Raw genomic sequence first — 22,049 nt, forward strand, 5'->3', positions numbered from 1 at the left:
AATTAGCTAAATCCAGATTTGAAAATGCAAACCTCAAGCTATAGAGCAAATTATCGAAACCTATCTTCTAGCCAGAGCAATGAGAAAATGCTTTTAGCCCAAGAATATCGTAAGTGGCATTTTTTTGATAGTCGCTCCAATTTACCGCATAGAATTAATAGTGTATGGAAAATTGATAGCGGACTAGTCAAAGGTTACACTCTTTTAGAAGATGGTAGCATTGTTACTCTAGGAGTTTGGAGTAGTGGTGAAATTGTCAGTCGTATTTTCACTAATATTAAGCCTTATGAATTAGAGTGTTTGACAGAAGTTAAAGCCTCCTTAGTTCCCTGGAAAAAATCGGAAGAGAATATAGACTTACTGCTGACCTATATTCAGTCTGTCCATGAATTAGGAATTATCCGTGATTACAAAACAACGGATATGATGATAATCAAATTGTTTGATTGGCTGGGCAAAAAAATTGGCAAAAAAGTCCCCAATGGTAAGTTAATTGATGTTCGTCTTACCCACCAAGATATTGCTGATATTTTAGGAATAACCAGGGTAACAGTGACTAGAAATTTAAATCAATTGGAAAGACAAGGTCGAATCAAACAAAACTCCTTACATCGTTTCATTTTAAACGAGGAAGAAATTTGGCACTATGAAATTTGATTGATTGATTTAATGTACTCTTTATACAGTTTTGTTAGATTTTTAGTGCTGAATGGGATAATTAACTAAGTTGTATTCTCCTAGCTAAATCATTAGGTTTATGAAAACTATGACCTGGCATTTATCTAATTTTATTCCTACTAGTCCTCCACTTTATCCTTTGGGATTACGGGGCTTAATTTGGAAAACTTATGCTTATTTTATTGCTCTAAGCTTGTTAGCTTTGATTACTAGTGGTATTGGTTTTTTATATTTATTTGAGTTTATTTATCGGTTAGAGTTAAATCAGTTACTCAGAAAAGCTAAAATCAAGCAAATGCCATCATCCTTAACTAATTTAGGAACCTAGATAAACCAGGTCTTGAATTCTTAAGATTGATTTTCTCAATGCTTTCTACACCTCTTCACCGATGGTCAAGAATAAAGATTTAATTATCTCAAGTTGTCTCCCAATTTCCATAGAGCAGGATTTAGCCTATCTGGAAGGATTATTGCTGTTGCTTTTTAGTTTCTCGTTGTCCCCCTTGTGCTGATGGAATGGTTTGATGATTAATTTACCCTTACCCCTAGTCTATGGCTTTGGCTATGTTTGTAACTTATTTGTCAATGGCTCACTCTTGCCAGGGGCGATCGCCGGTTACTGGTTATCAAACTTGGGAAGAATTTTGCTAATGCACGTCGGAGGAGATCAAATTTTTCAATAAAAACTGAGCCAAAGAGTTTTAGAAAGATTCTTTTCTCTGGCATTGTTTCTTCTAGTCTGTTCACCACACTCCTACTTTTACTAATTCATTTTCAAATTATAAACTTAACTGGGTTTCTCATCCTCTAGCCCTTGTTAGTTACCCATTGGTTTAAATTTTTGTTGTTTCACCCCAGTTTATTTCGGAGAATTTTCCTATGATTCAATTTACCCCTTCTAATCTGACAATAAAGCTGAAATGGACTAAACGAAAGTTCGTACAGCTTTTTGCTATCTTTCTGGGAGGATTAGTCAGTTTTTTTCTACTTTCTTCTATTCCTTCTGTTGCTAATACCCCCACTACTAAAATTGAATTTGTTTCCCCTGATTGGGTAAGTCAACATATTAACAATCCCAAAGTAAAAGTCCTAGACGTACGGATCAATCCTTTGGAATATATTGACGGGCATATCCCTAAAGCTGTTAACCTTGCTGACAATGTTTTCCGTGGACCCAACGGCTTTTTGCCAGTGCAATACTGGGATGCTGATAAAATTGTGCAATTATTGAGTAAATCTGGCGTTAGTAATAACGACCAGGTCGTCGTTTATTCCGACGGTAATAACGTTTTAGGTGCAACTATGGTTGCCTACTTGTTGGAACGTTCTGGAGCTAAAGAAGTTGCAATAGTAGATGGCGGCTATAAAGGCTTTAAAGATGCAAAGGAAACCGTAACCAAGGAGTTTCCCCGCTATACACCCGGTAGATTTACATTACAAGATAATCCTGACATTCGTGTCAGCATAGAACAGCTCAAGCCTTTAATTGGTAAGCCAGGCACCGTAATTATTGATCCCCGTCCAGCGGATCTTTTTGAAGGCAAAGTTAATCTTTGGGTCAGGAATGGTCATATTCCTGGGGCAAAAAATATTCCTTGGCCGACTTTCACTGAAGCCAATAATCCCGATGAGGCTCTGAAAAATCCCCATAAGTTGAAATCTTTAGACGAGATTAAACAACTTTTGGCTGAGCGGAATATCAAACCCGACGATAACATTATTGTTTCCTGCAGTACTGGACGGGAAGCGACTTTGCAATATATTGTACTTAAACATTTGCTTGGATATCCCAATGTTCGAATTTATGAGGGTTCCTGGACAGAGTACAGCACAACAGATTTACCAGTGGAAACCGGTCCCGAAAGGAGTGCTTAGCATTAAATTATGAATGTGGACAATATCCATCTACTTTTCTATGGTAGGTGGATTTTTTCTCTATTTTATGAAAAATCTCACATATGAACACTAAGACTTTATTTTGGGCGTTGTTTTTTCTACAGATTTTTATATTATTGGCGATCGCCGTTTTCTATTATCCCCAAGGAGTCTGGCTAGATCGAGAAATTCTGTTAACCTTACACGGCTCAGCTAGTGCATCTTTGGATCAATTTGCTACTTTGTTCACTGATCTAGCAATTTACCAAGGCACAGTACCCATAGTCTTAGTTATAAATTTAATACTAGCCTATGGAAAGAAATGGGGTCATTTAGCTTATGTGGATTTAACCGCTTTAGGAGCCATTGCATTAGGTTATCAAACGAAAAGTTTTTTTTCCCGTGTGCGTCCCCATTTGTGGCAATCTACTTACCCTTGGCCCGACAGTTTTTCCTTCCCTAGCAGTCACGCCTTTTCCAGTATGACCCTAGTGATAATTTTAATCATTTTAGGTTGGCAGACTAATTGGAGAAATTTAATCATTATCCTAGGCTCAATTTTTGTTATCTTCATCGGCTGGACAAGAGTTTATTTAGGAGTTCATTATCCCACTGATATTTTAGGAGGATGGAGTCTGGCCATCGCCTGGAGTTTACTAGTGCAAGGATTTATTTCAGGTTTCACTAAGAATCGGAATACCATCCTGAAAAACGAGTAATTTTCCGGGGGCGATCGCCGTCCAAGATTCATTATCGGTTAAGGGAATTGTGGCAATAATTGCTACTCTATCTTCTTGACTGGTCAGGGCCTGAAAATCAACGGTAATATCTTCATCCACTAAATGGGCAGCGGCAAAGGGAGCCTGGCGGACAAGGTAATGAAGTTGGGTTGTACAATAAACAAACAAATATTCTCCATTAGAAAGTAGGCAATTGAAAATGCCATAGCTGGAGAAAATATCCATTATTGTCTGCAAAACCTGACGAAGTTTTTCTAGGCTTGGTTTACTGTTAGGGAAGTTTTCCCGCAAGATTTGTAACAATAAACAAAAAGCTTTTTCACTATCGGTTGCCCCCACCGGTTGATAGGGACCGATTAAGTTAGGCTCAAAATTTTCCAAATTACCATTGTGGGCAAAAACCCAGTAGTTTCCCCACAACTCTCGCTGAAAAGGATGACAATTTTCTAAGCCTACTTCACCTTGGGTCGCTTTACGGATATGGGCAATAACATTACGGGACTTAATCGGATATTTTTTGACTAGCTCAGCGATTGGGGAACTAATGGACGGATTATCATCCAAAAATAAGCGACAGCCTAAATCTTCAAAAAAGGCAATGCCCCAGCCATCTCGATGTTCATCGGTCTTGCCACCTCTAGCACAAAATCCTTCAAAAGAAAAACAAATGTCAGTAGGAACATTACAATTCATGCCGAGTAATTGACACATGATCAGCAAAATAACCTATATAAATCCGCAAGCTAGTTACCCCCACTTCTTATATCACGAATTTCTCTGCTAAACTTGAAATTGAAAATAATTTATCTTTCCCTTGCCTCAGCCATTGACCCCAAGTGTATTTTTTAATTATTAGTATTGTCAGTGTTGTGACTTGAAACCACTTACTTATTGCTGTGTCTACAATGATACAAATCATAGCTAAGTGGTTATTACGACATTATTTTCTTAATAAAAATAAAGCAGATACGAATCGAATCATTCAAAAACGATACTACTTAAAGGATTTAAAGGAGCTGTAAAAAGATAGAAAATTACCCCGGAACCTAACACCAAGATCGAGAGGCTGAAAATAATAACCCACCGATCAGCGGGTTCGTAGGTATCTTCATCAATATCATAGCGAACGGCAAAGTAATGTTGAGTTGAAAGTAAAACAGTCAGCAGACCAATGATGGAAAAAAATAACCCTAGTTTCCAACCATTTCCAGGGCTATGCACCTCAGGTGGTTGAAACACTCTCAGGCGGGCAATAAGTACTCCAAATCCCATCAAGGCTACAGCACTCCGTAGCCAGGCTAAGTAAGTTCTTTCGTTAGCCAAGTGATCCCGAATTCTAGAGGAGTTACGCCGTTTTTTTTGTTCTGAATTATCCAAGGATTTATTATCTACTTGCATTTTTAAACAGGTATATCTTAAAGTTTATAACCAATAATTATAGGAAGATTTTTAAAGAATTACCGATGAATTGTTATTTGAGTAACAGTCTTAATAATTTGTAACTTCCGCTATCCCCAAAAATCCATACGCCCAAACCAATAAGCACAAAAGGCATAATTCTCTGGCCATATCTAGTGACTATTTTTCTTATCAAGGGATGACCAGTTAAATAATAGGCAGTAGCACAACGTGCGGCAACTAAAACCAAAAAAATGCTAATGACAACCCATAGGCCTAACCAAGATAGACTGGCAAAAAAAGGAACATAAATGCCAATATTGTCACCGCCATTAGCAATGGAAATGGCAGCAATTCCATAAACTTGCGGGGAGAGAAAAGCACTAATTGGATTGACAACTGCAGTCGGTGGAGATTGGGGGGATTGAATGGTATTTTGTAAAGACTGGAATGCCTCATCCTCTGAACTTAAATCATGCAAATGTTTTATTCCTATAAATATTGGTACTAATCCCAGCAATCCTGTCCATTCTTTTGAAACGATTAATCCACCAAAAAAACCAGGTAAGCTAAGCAAAATAATGACAATAAAACCAATATATTGACTAAATACAATATGACGAATACGTAAATTAGACTGGGGAGATTTTGCTTGGGAAAAGAAAAACATCAAGATTAAAACATCGTCTAAATTGGTGGCTACAAAAGCAGACACTGCACTAATTATTGTTTGTGATAGCCAACCCATGCTTGATATTAATTTTGATGAAATTTAGTTTAGCAATGATCATTAGCTAAAATCTAACCCATCTTATTATCTTATTAACAAGATAAATGAGGACTGCTAAAATTTGCTAGGTAAACAGCGATAGTAATTAAAATTAGGACAACTAAACTTTGATGGTCAAGGGTGTGACTATCGAAGATAATAAGCGCCCCCAAGATAATTAGGACAAAAGGGATAATAACATCTCCATAGCGAGTGATATAGTCGGCCATAATTTTAACCTTTGTAAGTTGGTAAGCGACGTAGCACCAAAGCCCGACTAACAGAAAAAATATGCCTAAAATAATCGTTAAGCTTTGCCAAGAACTATTGGCAAATAATGGTAGATAAATACCAACATTGTCGCCGCCATTAGCAAAAGTAATTGCCGCTACGCTATAGGTCTGAGCTGTAAAAATTCCTCCTAGTGGTATTTTCAATTTTAAATTATTTAAATTATTGGAGTTATCTGCAGGATTTAATGCAGAAGTGATTACTGCTTCAGAATTTTCATCACTTTCATCTCCATTGCCCACGAGTAAACGATTAAGTCCAATTAAAATAGGTACTAAACCTAGTAAACCTATCCATGGACGGGGTAATAACAGACCACCCAAAAATCCAGGTAAACTGATAATGATCAACGCCAAGAATCCTAAGTATTGCCCTGCAACAATCTGCCGACGGCGAAAACTTAGATCAGTTTGAGTAAAAAAAAGTAAAAGAATTAAAATATCATCCAAATTTGTAGCTAAAAAAGCCGTAATACCTGTTGGAATCGCAGTCAAAAGACCAAATTCATCCATGGTTTAGTCTCCTGGGAATAGCTTGAATATCTCCACTCTAATTAAAGAGATCAGAAGAATCAAACAGAGTTTTTTCTTCAATCCATAAATTTAATTTATACTGTAATCCGAAATCCGACTAATACTTATTAATACTTAGTCCCACTCAGCCTCAAATGAGTGCTACGCAGTTATGAAATATTAGAAAATAGTTTATATGACTCATTATCTATAATTATTCTCAACCCCAACCACATTAAGACAAAAGGAAATAACTTACCAGCATAACGACTTAAAATCACCGCAATACCAGGTTGGCGGGTCAGATGATAGGAGATAAATAACCAAGTACCAATAATAAAATAACAAATTGGAATAATAATAAGGAGACTACTGAAATTGCTACTAGCGAAAAGAGGGATGTAGATACCAAGATTATTGCCTCCGTTGGAAATAGTCACAGCAGAAACTTTGTAGGTTTGGCGATCGCGGAGTGTATCCCATAGAGACAAGCGACGGGAATCAAAGCCATGGTATTGTAAATTTCTTTTTTTTGCCTCCGTTGTGTTGGCGGAGAAATCTTCTTTATTGGCTATAATTAAGCGTAGATTATTTACCCCAATTAATATTGGCAATATTCCCAGTAGTCCAATCCAATCAGAGGGGATAATTAAGCCAACTACAAACCCAACTAAGCTCACTACAATCAAAGCTGTAAAACCAATTATTTCACCAAAAATAACATGCTTAGGGCGAAAATTTCGATTAACTTCGCTAAAAAAACCTGTTAAGTAAATATTATCATCGAAGGTAGTTGCTACCCCTGTGGCTATTCCCACTTTTATAGTTGCTAATAACCAATCTATCATTGTAATTTAAAACATTTTGGTACTTAATTTCTCTATATTTATGTTGAAACTGCCAAATTAAATAGGTGGCTTCTTAGGCAACATAAAAATGGGCAGATAAAAATTCAAAACTTGAACTTTAATAATTACTTATACCTACTTGATTACTTAAATATTTTTATAATAAAAAAGATAGTATCTTGTACAAGAATTAGTTTTTTGACGATACCATTTGATAGTTTAGAAGATATGTATCTTGTGACTCAATCAATCCATAAAATATTTTTATGTAAAAGCTTATACAAAAAGTGTAATTATTTTTGTAACTAAGATAGAATCTTTTCTTTATGGATGTAATTTATATTTTTATCTGTGATTAATTATTGCTTTAAAAAAATTTTCTGTTTTGGCCGACAACCTACAAGAAAATTGTTACGGGGGATGCCGCGGTTAATTTGGTATCACTTGACCCGCCATCGATTAATTATTTTATTTTTCATTGGATTTTTCTTAAGTTTTCTAATAAGCGTAATTCTAGGGGGGGATAGTGTCTCTCAAACTAGTGAAAATACATCAAATGCTCCGATAAGCTCATTTACTTTGCCGTCCAATACAACCCGTCGTTTAGTTGAAACCATACTTTTATTTGTCGGAGGAATAATTTTTTGTATTTTTTTAGATCGATGGTTTTTTCAGCATTTTAATGGCAACGAAGATAGCCTATTAGTCCGGGAAGCCAAACGACTTAAAAGACTCAATATCGGCTACCCTGAGGGGATGACTAATTTTACTGTGCTAAGGGAACAAAAATTACTAGAAAAGCACCTAGAACCCTTGGGAGTAACTATTACTTGGACAAGCTTTTTATCAGCATCTACCTTGATTGAAGCCTTGAGCAATGGATCGATAGATTTTTGTGGTGGTGGAGGAACAGCTAGTGTTTTTTCCCAGGCCGCAGAACATGTTTTTATGAGAGTTGCCAAGGAAAAATATACAATCCCCAAAGGCCAGGCAATCCTCGTGCGGAATGATTCTCCAATCCAAAAGATAGAGGACTTAAAAGGGAAGAAAGTTGCTTTAGATCAAGGTTCCAGTGCCCACTATGTGTTGATCAGGGCTTTGAAAAAAGCAGGACTAAACTATGAAGATATTGACCCAGTCTACTTAACCCAACCGGAGGCCTTACCTAAATTTTACCGGGGCGAAGTGGACGCTTGGGTTGTTTGGGTTCCCTATACTCCCACCGCCGCTAGGAGTAATTACCCTGGCCGAGTTTTAGCCGATCTAGAAGATGTCTTTGGCAATCAGGCTTCCCTAGAAGTTCCAACTTTATATTATGCTGTGCCTGAGTTGGTACGAGATTATCCAAATATTTTAAAAGTTATCCTCGAAGAAGTAAATGAAGCAGGGATTTGGTCGAAGAAACGAGAGCTGGAGGCGGCCCAGCGTTTGGTAGAAAATCATCAATTAGATCCTGCAATTTTAGCTAATTTACAACAGCGTAGTATTGAAAGAGCAATTATTCCAATTGATGATTTAACCCTTAATACTTTGCAACGCCAAGCTAATATTTTTAGTGATTTGAAACTAATTCCAGAACGGATTAACGTTAAGGATGGAACTTATAGTTTACAAACCCGACAAAATTGGACCTATTAGTTGCCAAATTTTAAGCTGGACTTTTATGTATGACTCTAGAACAATTGCGTGTATTTTTAGCTGTGGCTAAGCATCTTCATTTTACTAATGCCGCTGAGGAGCTTTATCTGACACAACCAGCGGTTAGTGCTGCAATTCACATTTTAGAGGCTGATTACGGAGTGAAATTATTTCATCGCATGGGCAGAAGAATTGAAATCACTTCAGCGGGAAAAATGCTCCAGATAGAAGCACAAAAAATTTTGGATCAAGTAACGCTGACGGAGCGAGCACTAAGGGAATTAAATAATTTGCAGCAGGGAGAACTTAATTTAGGTTCTAGCTTGACTATAGGAAACTATTGGTTACCGGAAAAAATTAGTAAATTTAAGCAAAAATATCCAGGAATTTCTGTTAATTGCACCTTAGCTAATGCCAATGATATTTGTGGCGGTACTGTGACTGGTTTATATGATTTAGGTATTATTGCTGGGGAAGTTAAGCTTAACTTGAAAAAAAATATTGTGTCAGAAATTGTCGGAAGAGATCGCCTACAGATTGTAGTTGGTCAATCCCATCCTTGGTTTGATCAACCGGAAATTATGGTTGATGATTTAGTAAACACCAGTTGGGTGATGAGAGAGGATGGCTCTGGTAGTCAACAAGCCTTTGAGCGGGCATTGCAAAATTGGGGAATTAATCCCCAAGCCCTTGATGTTGCTTTATTGTTTAATAGTAGTGAAATGGTCAAAGCGGTCGTGGAACAGGGAGTAGGGGCAACGGCTTTACCAGAATTAATGATTAGGAAAGAACTAAAATTAAATACTTTGCGTTCTATTAAAGTCTTGGACTCCTCTAGAGCTGAGGAGATGGCCATTATTAGACCAATACTAAAGTTAAAACATTTACATCGTTTTCAGACCCGTATTGTTCAAGCCTTTGAAGAAATACTCTGCCAGGATTTTGATCATAACTTTTAGACTATGTTTGAAAGCTTCTCTATCCCACCAATTTGAGAGGAAATTTAACTTAAAATTACCTAAATTTATCAGAGCTTTAGTAGATTGATTTAGGAGGCAAATTTTAATTTTTCAAATGGTCTCTTAAGGGCTGGTGGGCATAAGTTGATTTAAATCTAAAAATTTATGATTTCTATCTCCTACCATGAGCGGTAAGTTCCCATTCCACTTTTCAATGGCTTGTTTTTGCAAAATTTCTGGGGTTAATGTGACTTTGATCAATCGTTGGGCTTCCGCTTCTCCTTTGGCTAAATTGACCATGGCCTCTGCCTGGCTAATAGCTTTTTGGGCAATATATTCAGCTTGTTTGGCTTCCTGCTCAGCAATTTGTTTGGCTTCCACTGCATCCCGAAATCCTTTGGAAAAATGAACATGTACCAAAGAAAGATCATCAATGGCAATGTGGTAATTGCCAAGGCGATTAATTAGTAGTGCATCTACTTCTCCTTTAACCTGATCTCGTTTGGTAACAATTTCTTCAGCGGTGTATTTGGCTAAAACAGCTTTTAATATCTCTTTAATGGCCGGATCGATAATGTAGTCTATCACTTGTTCCCGATCGCCTACTTTGGCAAAAACTTGGTCGACGGTCTGTGGAATTAAATGCCAGTTAAGGGCTACATCGGTGAATACATCCTGAAGATCCTTCGAGGATGCCTCTGCTTCAATTTGTCGCTTTTGTACTCTGACATCCAAAATTTCTACTGTGCTCACCACTGGCAAAAGGAGGTGTGGGCCTTCCCCTAGCAGGGGTTTTTGCATTTTGCCCAAGGTCAACAAAATGCCTTGGTGCCCTGGAGGAATAATGACAAGAAAAGTGGAGGCGATCGCCAATAGGACTAGCCCGAGGAGCAATCTAACAATCCATAGTTTATTGGGACGATGCCCTGGCGATGACGGGGAATTGATTGGTGAGTTGCAGACTTCGGTAGTCATGACCAGATAACCGGATAAGTTGACCCAGGGCATAACTTAGTTGGGCCTTAGGGAGGGAAGTGAGAACCAAGTCGATCATAACGCTACACGAAAACATTTTTACATTATTTGTATTTTTTTTGAAAATGAATTAAGATGCAAAATTGATTGTATGCAAGCAAATCTCAGCTATTCTGCTGTCTTTAACCATCTTCCGGGAGGTTGTTTTTATGTCCGTGACCAACTTAGTTCGACTGAAATTGAAAAAGCGTCGGCCCCTGGTCAAAAAGCTGGCCAATGGGCTCCTGTCGTTACTTTTAGCCACCGGTCTTTTGCTGATCATGCCCGTTGCCCAATGTTTTGCGGTGACGACCACCGATGCAGTGGTGGCCCCTGACGAATCTCCATCGACGGCATTACCCATCCCTTGGCAAAAGTTGGCCACTAAAACCCAGTCCGTGTTGGCGGAGGCCGATGCCCAGTTAAAAACGGCGATCGCCGACTTGACTAGTCAACTTGATCAACTGACAGCGGCAACGGACATTGCGGAGCGGAAGCAATTAAAGAAAGTTTTAGGCCAAAAACAGGATGACCTGGAAAATGTAGCCGATGACCTTGATGATCTTGCCGAAAAACTAGAGGATGTCAGTCCCAGGCTGTTGGCAGTGGCCAATCTTGCCCCGGAAGCCCTAGCCCAAGCAGAAAAAAGCTTTCAGCAAGCACAACAGTCTTTGGATCAAGTTGCAGAATTAGTTGATCAGTTGGCCGATAATACCGAGAAAGCTAAAGGGGGAAGCACCCCAGCCCTGCGCTCGACCATTGAACAACAAGTGACTGCCCTCGATCAGACCTTGACTGAGGCCAAGCAATCCCTAGAGTTTCTCAACGGCTCCGCCACCCAGACTTAACCAGCCTTACTCCTCACCCTCGACCTATACGGATTCTAAATTTGGCTTTAATCGCCACCCCTGACCAATGGTTGGGGGTCTTTTTATGGACTGCAGTCAGCTTGACTGACATAAAAAATGGAGTGGCTTTAACATCTGCATTCTGATCATTCTCAAATGGAAAATGGATTGTAATTGTTTTTCATTTCGTGTATGCTACTCTTGCGTTACAATTCAGTTTCTCAGTTAAGGAATTTTCTTATGGCTCGATCCTTTTTTTCTTTAGGTACTACGGCGATCGCCGTTTTAATGGTGGGCAGTATCAGCGCTTGCAACAACACCCCTAACGCCACCACCGAGCCAGGGCCAGCGGAGAGTACCAGTCAAGCCCCCGCCAATTTGACCTTGGTGAGCTATGCGGTCACTAGGGACGCCTTTGAAAAAATCATTCCCAAATTCACAGAAGAGTGGAAAACTAAAACCGGCCAAGATGTCACTTTTGAGCAAAGCTATGGTGGTTCCGGTAGTCAAACCAGGGCAGTGGTGGATGGTTTAGAAGCGGATATCGTTGCCCTGGCCCTAAGTTCCGATGTCCAAAAAATTGAAAGTGCCGGATTGATTCAACCCGGTTGGGAAGAGGAAGCCCCCAATGGCTCGATTGTCACCAACTCAGTCATCGCCTTTGTCACCAGAGCATCGGACAACATCAAAGTGGAAAAATGGTCTGACCTGGCCAAGCCAGAAGTTAAAGTCATTACCGCCAATCCCAAAACCTCCGGGGGAGCCCGCTGGAATTTCCTCGGTATTTGGGGTTCGGTGACCAAAACCGGGGGCACAGAAGAACAAGCCTTTGACTTTGCCGGTAAAATTTTAGCCAATGCGCCCGTATTGCCAAAAGATGCCCGGGAATCCACTGATGTTTTCTATAAACAGGGTCAAGGCAACGTGTTGCTGAATTATGAAAATGAAGTCCTGTTAGCCAAGCAAAAAGGGGAAAATCAGCCCTACATTGTGCCTACGGATTTTAATGTTTCTATCAGTGGCCCCGTGGCCGTTGTTGACACCACAGTGGATAAAAAAGGAACTCGGGAAGTGGCGGATGCTTTTGTGCAATATCTTTTCACTCCAGAAGTACAGCAAATTTTTGCCGAAACCGGCTTTCGTCCCGTCAATGAAGAAGTTTTAGCTAAGTTTGCTAGCCAATATCCCAAAGTTGAAAACTTAGCCACCATTGAAGAGTTTGGCGGCTGGAAAAAAGCCCAAGCAGAATTCTTTGAAGACGGCGGTATTTTTGACCAAGTGATTACCAAAATTGGTAAGCAATAGAAATTTTAATAACTTTTGATTAACGCCTGGTTGACCTATGCAATCTTCAACTTTCTCCCACCTCCATTCCCCCAGTTCCCAACGAACCACCGAAGTAACCCTTTACCTAACTATTCCCGCAAGCTATCGGCAGGAACCCATCGTGACCCAACTGGTTAGCCGCTATAAGCTCCAGGTAAATATCCTGGCGGCCACTTTAGGTACAAATGGTGGTCAGGGTCAATTTAAATTGACTTTAATCGGTCACACGGAAGCTATCAATGATGCCTTAGCTTATCTGGAGGAACTGCAAATCACTATAGTTTTAGACCAAGAGTCCGATGGCTGGTAATATGACCACAAATCTTCGTTTTTCTTCCCTACCCAAACAATTTGCTAAGTTTAATTTGGGACAATATATTTCTGTCCCGTGGGCGGTAACGATCATTTATCTTCTACTGATCCTCTGGTTACCCATTGCGGCCCTGCTGTTTAAATCCGCCTCCTTGGGTTTGCGGGGATTTTGGGAAATCGCTACCACCCCCATTGCTATTTCGACCTACAACGTCACTTTTCTGACCGCCCTGGCGGCGGGGATTATCAACGGTGTGATGGGAACCTTAGTGGCTTGGGTGCTAGTACGCTATCAATTTCCTGGCAAAAAAATTGTTGATGCCATTGTGGATTTACCCTTTGCGCTCCCCACCTCCGTAGCTGGTCTGGTGTTAGCAACTTTGTATAGTCAAACCGGCTGGGTTGGTCGTTTTTTTACCCCCTTTGGCATTCAAATTGCCTTTAGTCGCCTGGGGGTATTTGTGGCGATGGTTTTCATTTCCTTGCCCTTTATTGTCCGGACGCTGCAACCGGTTTTACAGGAGTTGGAAGAGGAGGCAGAAGAAGCCGCTTGGTCTTTGGGAGCGACGGAATTCCAAACCTTTTGGCGGGTGATTTTTCCCCCTTTAATTCCGCCTATTTTAACGGGGGTTGCCTTGGGCTTTTCTAGGGCGGTGGGGGAATATGGCTCAGTGGTGTTAATTGCTTCTAATATTCCCTTTAAAGATCTTATTGCTCCGGTATTAGTGTTTGAGCGGCTGGAACAATATGATTATTCGGGCGCAACGGTAATTGGGGCGGTGCTACTTTTTGTTTCGCTAATCCTACTGCTAATTATTAATCTACTGCAACAATGGGGGCGTCGTTATGCAAACGATTAATCTATCGAAAAGTTTTAAAGTTAGACATTTACTGATTGCCCTAGCCTTATTTTATTTAGTTTTAGTTTTACTTTTGCCGGCGATCGCCGTTTTTTATGAAGCTTTTCATAAGGGGGTGGGGCCATTTATAGAAGCCCTGGGCGATCGTAATTTTCAGTCCGCCCTGCAATTGACCATTGTGATGGCCCTGATTTCTGTCCCTTTAAACACGGTGTTTGGACTTTGTGCCGCCTGGGTTCTAGCCCGCAATCAATTCCCCGGTCGGGCATTATTTTTAAGCGTGTTAGATTTACCTTTCTCCATTTCCCCCGTGGTGGCTGGTCTAATGATCGTTTTGCTCTACGGCAAAAATGGTTGGATTGGTAGTTGGTTTAGCGCCCTCGATGTGCAAATACTGTTCGCCGTTCCCGGTATGGCGATCGCCACCATTTTTGTGACCTTGCCCTTTGTGGCGAGGGAAGTGATTCCTGTACTGGAAGAATTGGGGCCAGAACAGGAGGAAGCGGCCCGCACTTTGGGGGCGAAAGACTGGCAAATTTTTTGGCGAGTCACTCTGCCCAATATCCGCTGGGGCTTACTTTATGGGGTTCTGTTAACCAACGCTAGGGCCATGGGGGAATTTGGCGCAGTGGCGGTGGTCTCCGGCAGTATTTTGGGTAAAACCAGTACATTGCCTATTTTTGTGGAGCAGGAGTACAAAAACTATCAAACAGAAGCGGCCTTTGGGGCAGCGGTGGTGCTAGCGTTATTGGCGGTGGTCACCCTGATATTAAAAGAGATTTTGGAGCGACGCACTGGCCACCATAAATCCGTTTGATCCCTGGAAGCTGTTGGCAAAGTTTTAGTCTACTCCCAAGCTTGGGGGGTCAGGGGGGTTTTTAAAACAGACTCCCAAACCGAACCTATTTTTAGTTTTCCTACCTAACTTTTTTACATTTAACTGAGGACATGGCGATGGGCATTGTGATTAATAATGTTTCTAAACAATTTGGTGATTTTATCGCCCTCAAGGACATTAATTTAGAAGTCCCCGATGGTAAATTAGTCGCCCTGCTAGGGCCTTCAGGTTCCGGTAAATCAACTTTACTAAGGGCGATCGCCGGTTTGGAGCCCCCCGACCAAGGACAAATTATTATTAATGGCCAGGATGCCACCCATGTGGACATTCGCAAACGTAATATTGGCTTTGTTTTTCAGCATTATGCCCTGTTTAAACATTTAACCATTCGGCAAAACATTGCTTTTGGCTTGGAAATTCGTAAGCATCCCCCAGCGAAAACCAAAGAAAGGGTGGAAGAATTACTTGCCCTAATTCAATTGGAAGGTTTAGGTAATCGCTACCCGAGTCAACTCTCTGGGGGTCAACGGCAACGGGTCGCTTTAGCCCGAGCCTTAGCAGTACAGCCCCAGGTTTTATTACTGGATGAACCCTTCGGTGCCCTCGATGCCAAAGTGCGAAAAGAATTGCGGGCTTGGTTGCGGAAACTACACGACGAAGTTCACCTTACCAGTGTATTTGTCACCCACGACCAGGAAGAAGCCATGGAAGTGGCCGATGAAATTGTGGTTATGAGTAACGGCAAAATCGAACAGGTGGGCACGGCGGAAGAAATTTATGAAAATCCCGCTAGTCCCTTTGTGATGGGTTTTATTGGTGAAGTGAATGTTTTGCCCCGCACTGCATCCCTGTTTAACTACCATGCTTTTGAACCCCACCACAGTGATAATGGGCATCAAGACCCTGTGTTTGTTCGGCCCCACGACTTTGAACTATTAACGGAAGCGGACGACGCTAGCGTGGCGGGCATCATCAAAAGGGTTATTCACCTGGGTTCAGAAATACAGGTGGAGGTACTGTTAACGGACAACACCACTGTGCTTGCCTACCTGAATCGGGAGCAACGGCAACAGCTTAACCCCAAAGTTGGACAAAAAGTATTTATTAAGCCCCGGGCCGCTAAGGTTTTTGCTGGAGCTTCTTCCGCTGCTTCCACCCATTTTATTTATGGTACGGGCATTTGATTTTTAACATGGAGTCAAGACATTACCAAACCCGAGGCTGAAAAGTAGCAGGGGTATCCAGTTCAAAAATTTCGTCGCGAATACGGGCGGCGTACAGCCCGGCTTTTAATACCTCTTCTCTGAGGGCATTGGAAAGATCCACCGCGGCGAGAATGCCATAGAGTTTCTTGTCCTGATGTTCGGGGAAAAATTCCCGAAATCGCTGGAGATGGTTGATTAATTGGCCGATGGATTCTGGGCGAGCATGGCTTTTGACTTCTACTACAATGGCGGTTTTCACATCCCCATTGGCATAGGCCATGACATCAAGTTCAATATGTTTGCCCTGTTTACTTGCTCGAACGCTGGGGGTTACAACTTCCATGGCAAATTTTTCATAGAGAATAGTTTCCATGGAAGGCAGGGCCAACCCTTCGGTAAAACTGCCAAACTTTTTGCCCAGACCACCAATTTGTTTGCCCAATTCTTGGATTTGGCGATCGGTCTCCTGAAAACGGCGATCTGTTTCCTGACTTTTTTCCCTCATGAGTCGTTCCGTTTCCTTTTGTGTCTGGACTAACTCTGCGAGGAGTTGCCATACTTCATCTGCTGTTGTTGCCATGATTACTTAAATTTACTTTAATCTTGCTTTATTGTAATGAATGACAGACTGGGAGTAATTGAGCATTATTTCTTGCTGTTGCAAACCTAGATACATTAACCAGTAGTTGCCTTAGGGTGAAGTTTTATTATGGTTTTCGTTGGTTATTAACCGTGAGTAATGAACCCCCGATGGAAACCTTAGAAGCGGATTATGGAACTTTAACGCCCCTGCAAAAACGGCAAAGATTGCAGGAGTTAGGCCTTTTATTTTTCCGTTTAGGACTTTTTTCCTTTGGCGGCCCTGCGGCCCACACCGCGATGATGGAAGAGGAAGTAGTGCGGCGGCGACAATGGCTCAGCCACGGCAAATTTTTGGATCTGATCGGGGTAACTAATCTCATCCCCGGGCCAAATTCCACCGAGTTGGCCATCCACTTGGGCTATGAACGGGGTAAATGGGCCGGTTTGATTATTGCTGGAGTTTCCTTTATTCTGCCGGCCATGGTGGTGGTTTGGTTATTGGCGATCGCCTATGTTCACTACCAATCAGTGCCAGCGGTGGGTAATATGCTCTACGGCATTCAGCCCATGATTATTCCCCTGATCGGGCAAGCGTTATGGAAACTGGGGCAAAAGGCGTTGAAAACTCCCCTTGCTATCGGGGCGGCGGTGTTGGTGATGGTGGGCACAGTCTGGGGTAAGCCGGAAATTTTACTGTTACTGCTGGCCGGTTTAGCCCTGGTATTGATCCAAATGGGGCGGGGACGTTTCCAGTCTTTACCGCTGATTTTTTTGCCCTTGGGTCAACTTAATGCTTCTCCGGTGTTAGCCGTCAGTGGCATCAATGCCTGGTCTGTATTTGGTATTTTCCTTAAAATCGGTTGTCTACTCTATGGCGGCGGTTACGTGTTGTTTGCTTTTTTGCAAGCTGATCTAGTGGATCGTCTGGGATGGCTAACTTCCCAACAACTCCTTGATGCGATCGCCATTGGCCAAATTACCCCAGGACCGTTATTCACCACGGCTACTTTCATTGGTTATTTACTAGCCGGCAACCCTGGGGCGATCGCCGCTACGGTGGGAATTTTTCTACCGTCCTTTTTACTGGTGGCCCTGGTTAATCCCTGGGTTAATGTTCTGCAAAAGTCATTAATTTTCCGGGCCTTTCTCGATGGCATTAATGCCGGAGCTTGGGGTTTAATGGTGGTCACCACCGTTGGTTTGGCCCGTTCTGCTCTAATTGATCCTTTGACTATCTGCTTAGCGCTGCTGGGGGCGATCGCCCTGGGACGATTTTCCATCAGTTCCCATTGGTTAGTGGTCTTTGGCGCCCTCGTGGGCTTAGTTAGGCAAAGCATACCAATCAGTTAATAGATCTATCATTTATAGCCATTAGATCCGGCGAATCAGAGCAAGAACAATGCAAAAATTTAAGGCCCTGACGGCGGGAATATGTAGTTTTATTGCAGGGTTAAGGGCTCCCTTGACTTGCGTTCACTCGGAAATAATGATAGGTAGGAGAACTAAAATGGCTTGCCCAAGCCCCTTAACTATAAACTGCCGTTGGGAGAACCTTTTAAATGCGAGACGCGGTTACCACTTTAATAAAAAACTATGATTTGACCGGTCGCTATCTAGACCGGAACGCCATGGACGAGCTCAAAGCTTATTTTGAGTCCGGTTCGGCTAGGATTGCCGCCGCCGCCATGATTAACGCCAATTCGGCCACCATCGTCAAACGGGCCGCCGCCCAACTGTTTGAAGAAATCCCCGAACTCATCCGCCCCAGTGGTAATGCCTACACCACCCGTCGTTTTTCCGCTTGCCTGCGGGATATGGACTACTACCTCCGCTATGCCAGCTATGCCCTAATTGCCGGGGATAATAACGTGCTCGATGAGCGGGTTTTGCAAGGCCTGCGGGAAACCTACAATTCCCTTGGGGTACCCATTGGACCTACGGTGCGGGGCATTCAGATTATGAAGGAAATGATCGAAGCCATGGCGGAGGACTCCAACTTAAGAACTGCGGACTTCATTGCTTCTCCCTTTGATCACATGACCAGGGAACTGAGCGAAGTTTCCGTCTAGCAAGTTTTCTGGCCGTGGGAATATCCCCTAATGGCAATTGCTTGGCCAAAATAAACACCTCGACACCAGGCTAAATCGAGATCAACAGTAGGAAGTGAATTTTCCCTACTGTATTTTTTTGGAATTTCGTCAATCCGATGCCTCGGCTTGGTAGTCCACTGGGGTGGCGGAGAGGGTAAGCAACTGACGGAGTTTGTCGGTATCCAGACGGGTAAGCCAATTTTCCCCCGCATCCACGGTTTGTTCTGCTAATTGTTGTTTGTCGGCCATCATGGCGTTGATTTTTTCTTCCAGAGTGCCTGTGCAAACAAATTTGTGCACCTGGACGTTGCGGGTTTGGCCAATGCGAAAAGCTCGATCCGTAGCCTGGTTTTCCACCGCCGGATTCCACCACCGGTCCACATGGAACACATGGTTAGCCCTGGTGAGATTCAACCCTGTGCCCCCGGCCTTGAGGGAAAGAATAAATAAATGGGGACTGTGGGGGTCCTGCTGGAACCGTTCCACCAAAGCTTGCCGTTGAGCTGCTGGAGTGCCCCCGTGGAGATAGAGCACCTCTTGGTTAAAGTATTTTTCCAGATAGGGTTTGAGCAGATGGCCCCAACTGGCAAATTGGGTAAAAATTAGTGCTCGATCGCCTTCGCTGATGATTTCTTCGAGCATTTCTGCTAAACGGATCAGTTTGCCGGAGTGGTGCCCGTGGGTAATTTTCGTTTTTTTGAGCAATAGATCGGGATGGTTACAAACCTGTTTGAGCTTAGTCAATAGGGTGAGAACTAAACCGTGCCGTTGAATGCCTTCACTGTCGGCGATCGCCGTGAGGGATTCCTCCACCAACTGTTGGTATAAACCAGCTTGCTCCTGGGAAAGGTCGCAGAATACAGTCATTTCCTGCTTTTCTGGCAGGTCTTGGATAATGGTTTGGTCTGTTTTTAAGCGTCGCAAAATAAACGGCCGCACCAAATTACGCAAAATCAGCAACGACTGGCGATCGCCAAATTTTTCGATGGGATTGGCAAAGCGTCGTTGGAAAAAACTCTGATTGCCCAGGAAGCCGGGATTTAAAAATTCCAAAATAGACCACAGTTCCGTCAATCGATTTTCCACCGGAGTCCCCGTGAGGGCAATGCGAAAACCCGCTGGCAATTGCCGGGCCGCCTGGGACTGTTTGGCCTGGGGATTTTTGATATTTTGGGCTTCGTCCAGCACTATCCCCTGCCAGTCCACCAATTTCAGACTGCTAAAATCCCTCTGCAACAGAGCGTAACTGGTAAGGACAATCTGTTGATCTTTGACCTGTTTCACCAACGGTTGCCCCTTTTTACGGCGATCGCCATGGTGCAGAACGGTTTGTAGTTGGGGGGCAAATTTGTTAATTTCGTGGCACCAATTACTTAGTACGGAAGTAGGGCAAACAATCAGCACCGGCTTAACCAACATATCTTCGGCAGCTAAATGGAGCAGAAAAGCCAGCAATTGGGGGGTTTTCCCCAGCCCCATATCGTCCGCTAAACAAGCCCCCAGCCCCCATCGTTCCAGAAAAGCTAACCAGCCTACCCCCCTAGCTTGGTAGGGCCGTAAAGTACCCTGAAAACCCGGTGGGGTGGCAATGGCCTTCACTCCTTCGGGATTGCGGAGGGTATCGATTAATTCCTGTAATATCCCCCGGGCGGCAAACTGAGTCACCGGCAGTTTAGAGACGGTTTGTAAATCGCCAATGCTGAGGCGCAGAGCATCTTCCACCGTTAGGGGCGAAGCAGACTGTTGTTGCTGTAGAATCGCTTTGGCCGCCCGCACGTCCGCCGGTTGCAGGGTAATCCATTCCCCATCCAGCACCACCAGGGGAGATTTTTGGGCCAGCAACGCCTCAAAGTCTTTGGCAGTCAATAACCGGGCATTGTCCCCGCTACCCATCACCAATTGCAGGTCATAGTTAATTAAACTTTGCAGAGTTAGCCGCTGGCCCCTTTGCCGTTGCACTTCCCCCACTACTTTTACCCCCAATCGTTTGGCGGTGCCGCCCCGTTCTAACCCCGGTGGTAGAATTACCCCCAGACCCCGATCTCGCAACTGATGGGCAATGGCCAGGATAAATTCATAGGCTTGGATGGCATCTAGCCCACAACCCGTGGGACAGCGTTCCGTCAAACTTTTAGCAATGGGTTCGTAAATTTGGGCCGCCACCCCCAACCCCCGCAATAAACTTTCCGCACCCTGGTCAACCCTCCTTCCCTGCCACACCAGGCGATCGCCGGCCATGGCCCAGAGGGAAGCCGCCGGTAGCCAAAATTCCCCATCATCCAGGGCTTGTAAGCCATAATCGAGTCGCCAAGTTCCCTCCGCATCATCCACCGGAGGCTGTAACCGCAGAGCACCCCGCCATTGCCTTTGGGCTAGGGCTTGGTTATTTTTACGACCTAAATAATTCTGGACTGGCAGATACCAATGGTCTAAGGATGTGGCTAATCGTTGTAAGGCTTTACCATAACCGAGGGAGGTTTGCCCCCCATGGGTTAATCCCCGGAGCCAATCATTCAACCAGGCTTCTTTAACATTGGCTAGGCTGGGACTGACGGTACCAATTTGGGCTTGCAATAATTGTTGTAGTAAATCCACCACCAACATTTGGGTCTCCTGGGGGCCCGCCAGGTTGGCCAAGGCACAGGCCGGAACCCTCTGACTAAATTGGGCTAAATGGGTTTGGTCTTGAATGCTATCGAGGATGGGAATCCATTGGGCATAGTAATTACCGTCCTCCCCCCTTTGCTCCAGCCCCGGCACAAATTTACCCCGTAGGACCAAATCTAAGCACCAGCGCTGCAGTTGACCATAAAAGTAGAATTCCGATCCTAAGTTAGCTAAGGCTTGACCCCCCAGGGGAAGAGATTGCAGTAACGTTAACGTCTGGCTTGGGGTCAGATTCACCCCAGTTACTTGCCACGATCGCCAGTGGAGATATTTCGCATCCATGGCCACGGGGTCTTGCCCTGTAACAAAGGGCAGGGAAGTTTTTTGCTGACGATGGCTTGGTAAATGCAGTGTTAAAGTTTGCTCCGTTACCTTGTCCTCTGGGGGAAAAGCAAGGGGCACATTCGACCAAGTTTGAACCAATGCCGGTGGGTCTAACGCAAAGGGATGGCGATCGCCGACGGTTTCCGGTAGAGGAGTACCCCAGGTATCGGCCCAAAGAAAAAGTTTGCCGCTGTTTTCCCCGTGGGAAGGTTGCCAATTACCGTGGATAGTCGCCATAGGATCTAGTTTCTGGTCTGTCCCATTCTAGGGCGATT

General features: G+C 43.3%; 23 protein-coding genes. 15 read left to right on the forward strand and 8 right to left on the reverse strand.

What is annotated here, in order from left to right; all coding sequences use genetic code 11:
- Positions 1-24: 24 nt before the first annotated feature.
- From D082_RS14150 to D082_RS14165, 5 genes are all read left to right on the forward strand, one after another.
- Positions 25-657, forward strand: a complete 633-nt coding sequence (locus tag D082_RS14150; protein ID WP_202963088.1) for a Crp/Fnr family transcriptional regulator — start codon at positions 25-27, stop codon at positions 655-657.
- A 100-nt stretch (positions 658-757) separates the two neighbouring features.
- Positions 758-1,006 (forward strand): hypothetical protein, encoded by a 249-nt coding sequence (locus D082_RS14155; RefSeq protein WP_028947017.1) that lies wholly within the window; start codon positions 758-760, stop codon positions 1,004-1,006.
- 196 nt (positions 1,007-1,202) lie between these two features.
- Positions 1,203-1,361: a hypothetical protein gene (locus tag D082_RS18625; RefSeq protein WP_158506518.1), complete on the forward strand. Its 159-nt coding sequence runs from the start codon at positions 1,203-1,205 to the stop codon at positions 1,359-1,361.
- Positions 1,362-1,557: 196 nt separating this feature from the next.
- A complete protein-coding gene (locus D082_RS14160; RefSeq protein WP_081857670.1) occupies positions 1,558-2,553 on the forward strand; it encodes a sulfurtransferase in 996 nt (331 codons plus the stop codon).
- Positions 2,554-2,636: 83 nt separating this feature from the next.
- Positions 2,637-3,272: a phosphatase PAP2 family protein gene (locus D082_RS14165; protein ID WP_051738885.1), complete on the forward strand. Its 636-nt coding sequence runs from the start codon at positions 2,637-2,639 to the stop codon at positions 3,270-3,272.
- Here the strand turns inward: D082_RS14165 and D082_RS14170 are convergent.
- The 5 genes from D082_RS14170 to D082_RS14190 all read right to left on the reverse strand — a co-directional run bounded on the left by D082_RS14170 (position 3,228) and on the right by D082_RS14190 (position 7,111).
- Positions 3,228-4,004 (reverse strand): class II glutamine amidotransferase, encoded by a 777-nt coding sequence (locus D082_RS14170; RefSeq protein WP_028947015.1) that lies wholly within the window; start codon positions 4,002-4,004, stop codon positions 3,228-3,230. The two genes, D082_RS14165 and D082_RS14170, sit on opposite strands and share 45 nt — an antisense overlap.
- Positions 4,005-4,271: 267 nt before the next feature.
- Positions 4,272-4,691, reverse strand: a complete 420-nt coding sequence (locus D082_RS14175; RefSeq protein WP_028947014.1) for a YidH family protein — start codon at positions 4,689-4,691, stop codon at positions 4,272-4,274.
- A 73-nt stretch (positions 4,692-4,764) separates the two neighbouring features.
- Entirely contained in the window at positions 4,765-5,406 is a 642-nt protein-coding gene (locus tag D082_RS14180) for a cadmium resistance transporter (protein WP_238546742.1), read from the reverse strand.
- A 107-nt stretch (positions 5,407-5,513) separates the two neighbouring features.
- A complete protein-coding gene (locus D082_RS14185; protein ID WP_028947012.1) occupies positions 5,514-6,263 on the reverse strand; it encodes a cadmium resistance transporter in 750 nt (249 codons plus the stop codon).
- 170 nt (positions 6,264-6,433) lie between these two features.
- Complete coding sequence (locus tag D082_RS14190) at positions 6,434-7,111, reverse strand: cadmium resistance transporter (protein WP_238546743.1); 678 nt, start codon at positions 7,109-7,111, stop codon at positions 6,434-6,436.
- A gap of 579 nt (positions 7,112-7,690) precedes the next feature.
- Here D082_RS14190 and D082_RS14195 point away from each other — a divergent pair.
- Together D082_RS14195 and D082_RS14200 are read left to right on the forward strand one after the other, a co-directional pair.
- Positions 7,691-8,749 carry an aliphatic sulfonate ABC transporter substrate-binding protein gene (locus D082_RS14195; RefSeq protein ID WP_202963089.1) on the forward strand — a complete coding sequence of 353 codons (1,059 nt, stop codon included), beginning with the start codon at positions 7,691-7,693 and terminating at the stop codon, positions 8,747-8,749.
- A 29-nt stretch (positions 8,750-8,778) separates the two neighbouring features.
- Entirely contained in the window at positions 8,779-9,708 is a 930-nt protein-coding gene (locus tag D082_RS14200) for a LysR substrate-binding domain-containing protein (protein WP_028947010.1), read from the forward strand.
- Between the two features lie 123 nt (positions 9,709-9,831).
- Here the strand turns inward: D082_RS14200 and D082_RS14205 are convergent, their stop codons facing one another.
- On the reverse strand, positions 9,832-10,716 hold the full coding sequence (locus D082_RS14205) for a prohibitin family protein (protein ID WP_238546744.1): 885 nt from the start codon (positions 10,714-10,716) through the stop codon (positions 9,832-9,834).
- Between the two features lie 176 nt (positions 10,717-10,892).
- Here D082_RS14205 and D082_RS14210 point away from each other — a divergent pair, with 176 nt between their 5' ends.
- The 6 genes from D082_RS14210 (at position 10,893) to D082_RS14235 (ending at position 16,090) form a co-directional block, all read left to right on the forward strand.
- Positions 10,893-11,570: a hypothetical protein gene (locus D082_RS14210; RefSeq protein WP_028947008.1), complete on the forward strand. Its 678-nt coding sequence runs from the start codon at positions 10,893-10,895 to the stop codon at positions 11,568-11,570.
- A 240-nt stretch (positions 11,571-11,810) separates the two neighbouring features.
- Entirely contained in the window at positions 11,811-12,875 is a 1,065-nt protein-coding gene (locus D082_RS14215; protein WP_028947007.1) for a sulfate ABC transporter substrate-binding protein, read from the forward strand.
- Between the two features lie 37 nt (positions 12,876-12,912).
- Complete coding sequence (locus D082_RS14220; protein WP_028947006.1) at positions 12,913-13,206, forward strand: NIL domain-containing protein; 294 nt, start codon at positions 12,913-12,915, stop codon at positions 13,204-13,206.
- Between the two features lies 1 nt (position 13,207).
- On the forward strand, positions 13,208-14,068 hold the full coding sequence (gene cysT / locus D082_RS14225) for a sulfate ABC transporter permease subunit CysT (protein ID WP_028947005.1): 861 nt from the start codon (positions 13,208-13,210) through the stop codon (positions 14,066-14,068).
- Positions 14,055-14,885 (forward strand): sulfate ABC transporter permease subunit CysW, encoded by an 831-nt coding sequence (gene cysW / locus D082_RS14230; RefSeq protein WP_028947004.1) that lies wholly within the window; start codon positions 14,055-14,057, stop codon positions 14,883-14,885. The genes cysT and cysW overlap by 14 nt, the downstream gene beginning before the upstream one ends.
- A gap of 137 nt (positions 14,886-15,022) precedes the next feature.
- A complete protein-coding gene (locus D082_RS14235; RefSeq protein WP_028947003.1) occupies positions 15,023-16,090 on the forward strand; it encodes a sulfate/molybdate ABC transporter ATP-binding protein in 1,068 nt (355 codons plus the stop codon).
- Positions 16,091-16,112: 22 nt separating this feature from the next.
- Here the strand turns inward: D082_RS14235 and D082_RS14240 are convergent, their stop codons facing one another.
- On the reverse strand, positions 16,113-16,691 hold the full coding sequence (locus tag D082_RS14240) for a DUF3782 domain-containing protein (RefSeq protein WP_028947002.1): 579 nt from the start codon (positions 16,689-16,691) through the stop codon (positions 16,113-16,115).
- 152 nt (positions 16,692-16,843) lie between these two features.
- Here D082_RS14240 and D082_RS14245 point away from each other — a divergent pair, with 152 nt between their 5' ends.
- Positions 16,844-18,043 (forward strand): chromate transporter, encoded by a 1,200-nt coding sequence (locus D082_RS14245; protein WP_028947001.1) that lies wholly within the window; start codon positions 16,844-16,846, stop codon positions 18,041-18,043.
- A 209-nt stretch (positions 18,044-18,252) separates the two neighbouring features.
- A complete protein-coding gene (gene apcB / locus D082_RS14250) occupies positions 18,253-18,762 on the forward strand; it encodes an allophycocyanin subunit beta (protein ID WP_028947000.1) in 510 nt (169 codons plus the stop codon).
- Positions 18,763-18,891: 129 nt separating this feature from the next.
- Here apcB and D082_RS14255 read toward each other — a convergent pair whose 3' ends face one another.
- On the reverse strand, positions 18,892-22,011 hold the full coding sequence (locus D082_RS14255) for a DEAD/DEAH box helicase (protein ID WP_028946999.1): 3,120 nt from the start codon (positions 22,009-22,011) through the stop codon (positions 18,892-18,894).
- Positions 22,012-22,049 lie beyond the last annotated feature (38 nt).

Origin of the sequence: Synechocystis sp. PCC 6714 (assembly GCF_000478825.2) — a bacterium.
In the GTDB taxonomy this organism is placed as follows: Bacteria; Cyanobacteriota; Cyanobacteriia; order Cyanobacteriales; family Microcystaceae; genus Synechocystis.